At 43.6% G+C, this 6,266-nt stretch carries 6 protein-coding genes; all 6 read right to left on the bottom strand.

The annotated features are described in order from the left end of the window. Positions 1-359 (bottom strand): hypothetical protein (locus QL982_RS13810; RefSeq protein ID WP_290190407.1); only part of this gene is annotated, 359 nt, incomplete at its 3' end. Positions 360-475: 116 nt separating this feature from the next. Next, on the bottom strand, positions 476-1,603 hold the full coding sequence (prpC, locus tag QL982_RS13805) for a 2-methylcitrate synthase (protein ID WP_290190406.1): 1,128 nt from the start codon (positions 1,601-1,603) through the stop codon (positions 476-478). 96 nt (positions 1,604-1,699) lie between these two features. After that, positions 1,700-2,353, bottom strand: coding sequence for a DUF2059 domain-containing protein (locus QL982_RS13800; RefSeq protein WP_290165976.1), 654 nt, complete (start codon positions 2,351-2,353; stop codon positions 1,700-1,702). A gap of 124 nt (positions 2,354-2,477) precedes the next feature. Next, positions 2,478-3,371, bottom strand: coding sequence for a methylisocitrate lyase (prpB, locus tag QL982_RS13795; RefSeq protein ID WP_290165978.1), 894 nt, complete (start codon positions 3,369-3,371; stop codon positions 2,478-2,480). Between the two features lie 352 nt (positions 3,372-3,723). Beyond that, a complete protein-coding gene (locus tag QL982_RS13790) occupies positions 3,724-4,998 on the bottom strand; it encodes an NRAMP family divalent metal transporter (RefSeq protein WP_290166025.1) in 1,275 nt (424 codons plus the stop codon). Positions 4,999-5,222: 224 nt separating this feature from the next. Next, positions 5,223-6,230: a LysR family transcriptional regulator gene (locus tag QL982_RS13785; protein WP_290166027.1), complete on the bottom strand. Its 1,008-nt coding sequence runs from the start codon at positions 6,228-6,230 to the stop codon at positions 5,223-5,225. Between the last annotated feature and the right edge of the window lie 36 nt (positions 6,231-6,266).

Raw genomic sequence — 6,266 nt, 5'->3', positions numbered from 1 at the left:
TTTATTAAGTCATCACATTCAAGCAATGCTTTTCTTAAAAACTCGTATGCTGGAAGTATTGCTCTTGAAAATGAAACATCTTTGTCACCCAAAGCGCATAACAGATAGTGTGCTGCCGAAAACGAAATATCGTTATCATTAAAAAATAAGGCTTTTAAGCTTTTTGGTATTAAAGGCTCAGCACTACCGTAAGCTGTTAGAAATTGACTCCAATCAATTGAGTCAATTTTACGAACTATTTTACTATCAATTTCTTTATTCAAAATAGTTGAAGAGTAAGAGATAAACTTAAAAGAATCAATGAGATCTCTACGGTGCTCTATTTTCTTATTGAACAGTTTTTCAAATAACCATTTCATTGAAAAAACAACTATATAAAAGTAGGTGAAGGATAGCCATAGTGCACCAATGAGAAATTTTTATTTAACAATTGGTGCGCTGGGCGTATCCTAAAAACCTTCTCTATCATGAGATATTAACGCGCACTCATATCTGGTACTGGACGCAGATCTTCACCCGTATATTCTGCACTTGGGCGAATGATACGGTTATTGGCACGTTGCTCAAACACATGAGATGCCCAGCCTGTTAAGCGTGAGCAGACAAAGATAGGGGTGAACAGTTTGGTCGGAATACCCATGAAGTGATAGGCCGATGCATGGAAAAAGTCAGCATTACAGAACAGTTTTTTCTCGCGCCACATGACTTCTTCACAGCGTACTGATACAGGGTATAACACTTCATCACCGACATCCGCTGCCAGCTTTTCAGCCCAACCTTTAATCACAACATTACGTGGATCTGACTCGCTATAGATCGCATGACCAAAGCCCATGATTTTGTCTTTGCGTGCCAGCATAGCCATCATTTCTGTCTCGGCTTCATCTGCTGAACCAAAGCCTTCAATCATATCCATCGCGGCTTCGTTCGCACCGCCATGCAAGTGACCACGTAATGAGCCAATCGCGCCTGTGATACAAGAATGAATGTCAGATAAAGTAGAAGCACAAACGCGAGCGGTAAAGGTTGAAGCGTTAAACTCATGCTCTGCGTACAAGATAAGAGACACGTTCATCACTTTTGTATGTAGCTCGTTTGGTTTCTCACCTTTTAGCAGATGCAAGAAGTGACCGCCGATGGTCTCATCATCCGTTTCGGTTTCGATACGCACGTTGTCATGCGTAAAGCGATACCAGTAGTTGATAATCGATGGGAAAACAGCAAGCATGCGATCGGTTTGATCGTTTTCTTCTGCAAAGTCCATTTCTGTCTCAAGGTTGCCAAGCATAGAGCAACCAGTACGCAATACATCCATTGGATGTGCGGTCGCTGGGATACGCTCTAATACGTCTTTCAGTGCTTGTGGCAGACCACGTAAGCCTTTTAGCTTGGTCTGGTAAGCATCAAGCTCAGTTTGGTTTGGCAAGTTGCCATAAAGTAGCAAGTAGGCCACTTCTTCAAAGATGCATTTGTCTGCCAGTTCTGACACGTCATAACCGCGATACGTCAGACCTGAGCCTGATTTGCCAACGGTAGATAGGGCTGTTTTACCAGCAACTTGACCGCGTAGACCTGCGCCTGAAAGTTCTTTTTGTGCTGCCATGATTAAATTCCTTTTGTGGGTAGCTTTTTTGGGTGAAAACGGTGTTTCTGATAATAAAATTATCGGTTAATGACTGACTATAGCGCCAGTTGAGCGTTACGCAGGTTGTTCAGGCTGTGGGCCACCTAAATCGACATTGCAACGCTTAAATTCAGCTTCGATAGGCACGTTAAGCACTTCCATTGCGCTGCCTTCGCCTTCTGCATTATTAATCTTCATATACTTAACACCAAGCGGTGATTCCATGAAGGTTTGAATTTCAGTCATTTCTTCTGGAGTCGGGTCAGCCATTGGCGTTGCAATTTCTTCGCCATTCATGACGAGCAATTGCTCATTGCCAAAAGCAATCAACTTTTCCCCCACCTCTGACGTATAAAAATCATCTAACTCCTGTAACTCTGCCTCGGTAAACTGACTCTTATAGAAGCTATCAACTTCTGCTTTGCCCAAATCTTTGTCGCGCGACTCAAGGCAGCTTACTTGCTCTGCGCTGAGCGTACCGCTATTGATAATCGGTGCAAACAATAAATTGTTGACGGTATCTAGCGTAATCGTTGTCATTACTAAGTCGTTTTGAGTGGCGGGTGCAGCAGCCTTATCTGTGGCAACAACTTCAGCAGTGCTTGCATCGCTAGTCGTGTCGTCAGCGGTTTCTGGCGTTTTATCACAGCCCGTCGTAAGCAACAACGCGGCGAGCGTGCAGCTAAAAATTGAAGATTTAACGATAGAACTAGGGGTAAAAAATGACATAAATAACCTAAAGGTAAATGAAGATGAATTTCGAGAAGATAACAGCAATAGCAATGTGTCTTTTTGGTATTGCCAGTTACTAATTAAACTAACTAGCAACTAGTTACTAGCTGCCAATCATTAGCTACTTGTTATCAGCGAATAGCTTGTCTAGCGTTTGCTCAAATTCATGATAATTCAAGAAGTCATACAATTCCATACGAGTCTGCATGATATCGACAACTTTGTCTTGTGTACCGTCGTTCAGTAAATGCTGATAGACGTTCAATGCGGCTTTGTTCATCGCACGGAAGGCTGATAGCGGATACAGCACCATATCGACCCCAACGCCATGCAGCTGATCAGTGGTGTACAAATCAGTCTGACCAAACTCAGTCATATTCGCTAGCACAGGAATGTCTAATACATCGGTAAACTTACGGTACATCTCGATATCGGTTAACGCTTCTGCAAAAATCATATCTGCGCCAGCTTCTTGAAACGCGACAGCACGTTCAACAGCGGCATCTAAACCTTCTACAGACAAGGCATCTGTACGCGCCATCACCACAAAGTCAGGATCGGTTTTGGCATCTAGTGCGGCTTTTAGACGGTCGACCATCTCTGAGATACTAACGATTTCTTTATTAGGGCGATGACCACAGCGCTTTTGCGCCACTTGGTCTTCGATATGTACGGCTGCCACACCTGCCTTTTCCATTTTTCTGATGGTCTGGGCAATGTTAAAGGCACCACCAAAGCCAGTATCGATATCAACCAATAGCGGTGTATTAACGGCATCGGTAATGCGGCGGGCATCTTCTAGGACGTTATCAAGACTGGTCATACCCAGATCAGGCAAGCCAAATGACGCATTGGCCACGCCAGCACCAGAGAGATACAGCGCTTGATGACCGACTTGGGTTGCCATCATCGCGGTATAAGCGTTAATAGCGCCAGCAATCTGTAATGGTTGATTGTTATCATTTTTTTGTTTTAAGGCACTACGGAAGCGCGCGCCAGCAGATGATAAAGTCATGTTTTAATCCTTACTTGGAGGGATGATAATCTCTTTATTGTTATCGATTATACCCAATTATCAGTCACTGAGAAGGGGGTTTTTACTGTTATTGATTACACAACTTAAATTGTATATTAAATAAAGTTAATAATATTTGTATTACAAATAATGGTATCCATAAAGCAATGGTTCATATGCATTACTATTCATTTTAGTAAAACGACTTCATTGACTGACCTTTAATATTTACATTTACTTACAAAGATAAGTTAAATACTTATCTGGTTTTATAAATATCACGCAAGAAAAAAACCCTAATAGCAAGGCTAGAAGGGCTTTAGAAATGATTAGACGTACTATAGATAGGCGTCTAACCAAAGAGGCCGGCAAGATTGGCTAAGAATAACAAGGCAACGCCACCTAGGAACAGTAAGCTTATAATTGAATAAACATTCATACCTGCTGATAGTTTTTTATGCTTTTTGACCAATGAATAATTTAACCAACCAAAAATAGGCGCAGACACAAACGCTGATATCATGGCGAATTTCAACATGGCACCCAATTGTCCAGTGAAGAAAGTGATAATCACTAGACCACCACCGATGGCATAAGTCGTCCAAAAGGCGACTTGTTTTTTATTAATCTCGCTTTCACCTTTCAGTAGACGCCAGCACTCAGCATTCGCACGGCCATAGCCGTCAGCACAGGTAATCGTCGTGCCGAACATACACATAAAGGCGATAAAGGCGACCAGAAGCCTTGACCATTCACCGATGGTCGCCGTATACATGTTGATGAGCTGATCGATATAAGCGACGCCTGCGGTTTGAATCTCCTGACCAGAACCATACTGAACGAATACACCTAATGATAAAAAGAACAACGCTAAAATAGCAGAAACCAAAAATCCCACATTAAAATCAAGCAAACCTTGTTTGAGAGTGGTGTGGTCAGCTTTTCGCTTTGCAGATGTCCACATAGAGGTAATGGCAGCAAACTCAAGCGGCGCTGGCATCCAACCCATGAGTGCCACGATAAAGCCTAGCGTTGCTAAATTCCACGGAGAGGTAGGAATAAAATCAGGCGTCATCACCGTCGGCTTGCCAGCAGCAATCAGTACCGCCAATACTGTGGCGGAGACCAAAGCAATCATAATCCACTTAGTCACACCATCCAGTAGTTTATAGTGTCCAGCAAGTAAAAAGAACCAAGACACTCCCACTATGATCAATGACAGCGCCATCGTTGATAGACCAAGAGACGCGGGTAGCATAAAGCCCAGTATCACCGCAGCAAGCAGGGTCACCGCTCCTGTACTAATCACCGCAGATAGGATGGATAAAACAAAGTAAATCCACAAATATGCTTTTGAGCGTTTGGCATAACCTGCGATCAAGCTTTCGCCCGTATCATAGACATAATCAGTGCCGAAACGAAAGAAAGGATACTTAAACACATTGGCTAAGATAATCATGATAGCCAACTGCCAGCCATAGATAGCACCAGCCTGCGTAGAGGAGATAAGATGCGAGCCACCGATAGCAGCAGTCGCCATTAAAATACCAGGACCAAAAATGCGCCAGCTAAAGCCTTCTTGGGCAGTGCTGGCCATGTCGGAATTGTTGAGTTGTTGTGTGGTCATGAGTCCCTCGGAATAGTTAAATAGCCAGCCATCACGTCCTGTGATGTACTGCCAGCAACCATTACAGCAATGTGTACAAAAAATAAGCGGTGACTGTATCACACCTTGTACGGCTCGTAATAATGATTATTTTTACGGTCAACACCAATAGATAGTTAACGATTGACCGTTTTTTACTGGGCGTGACAGCGAGATTAGCACTTAATAGTTGAGGTTTACAATGCTCACATAAATTTCTGCCGGCGATAGGTGATACCACGTTGCTCATACACATGATAAATAGCCGTGAGCAAGTCAGGAATTTTTGGATGCACAAAGTCTTTAAGCGTATGCAGATAAATAGGCGAGGTGACATTTTCGTGAATCAAGCGTTGATAGCTGATTTGCTCAGTACGCACTGTTGTTAGGCTGGCAGGAACCAGCGTAATACCTTCACCAGCCGCAACCAAACCCAGTGCTACTTGTAAGTCACTCACCGTGGTAGTCATAAATGGTGAAATGCCGTATTGTGCGAATAAATGTAGCAGCGGTTCGGTGACTGGCTCGTTAGACAGCGATGTCTCATGAGTGTCAAAACGGTTTGCGGTATTCGTGGTTAGCTTATGGCTGGCTGGCGTCGACACAGTGGATGCTATTGGCAGATGCGTTTGGTGATATAAAATGAGACGGTTGTTTGCGAGATCTATCAAGCGCTGTTCACGGATATGCGCTAAGGCGTGTGCTTTTGGTAGCGCGACGACGTAACGCTCATGGCGCAAGAGTATTTGTTGAATCCATGGGTCTTGGTGGGCAAATCGTCCAAAGCCAATGTCAATCTCGCCTGCTTTTAGTGCCTCCATTTGCTGATATGAGCTGATGTCTTTTAAATTGACGTCGATATCAGGGCTAAACTGTTTGAGCGTGGCAATAATTTCGGGCAGTAATCCGTATAATACTGAGGGCACAAACCCTATATTTAAGCCACTGCTTGGGGCTGATAGGCGCTGAGTCATACTGGTAACGGTATCAATCTCTGTCAGTATGGTGCTTATTTTGTCATAAAAAAACGTACCAGCTTCAGTCAGATGCAGTGGCCTGTGATAGCGATCAATGAGTATCACGCCCATATCGGTCTCGAGCTGTTTTAAGAGGCGGGAGAGGCTGGGCTGTGACAATCCTGTCTTTGCAGCGGCGGCGCTAAAGCTACGCAAGTCTGCGACCGCAATAAACGCATTAAGCTGTTTTAAATCCATATCCTTCAGCCTTTTATTGATATATTATCTATATAT

The sequence above is a fragment of the Psychrobacter sp. 5A.1 genome (genome assembly GCF_030407455.1).
In the GTDB taxonomy this organism is placed as follows: Bacteria; Pseudomonadota; Gammaproteobacteria; order Pseudomonadales; family Moraxellaceae; genus Psychrobacter.
The sequence above is the reverse complement of the archived record's forward strand: the minus strand, read 5'-3'. Positions and strand labels throughout refer to the sequence as shown.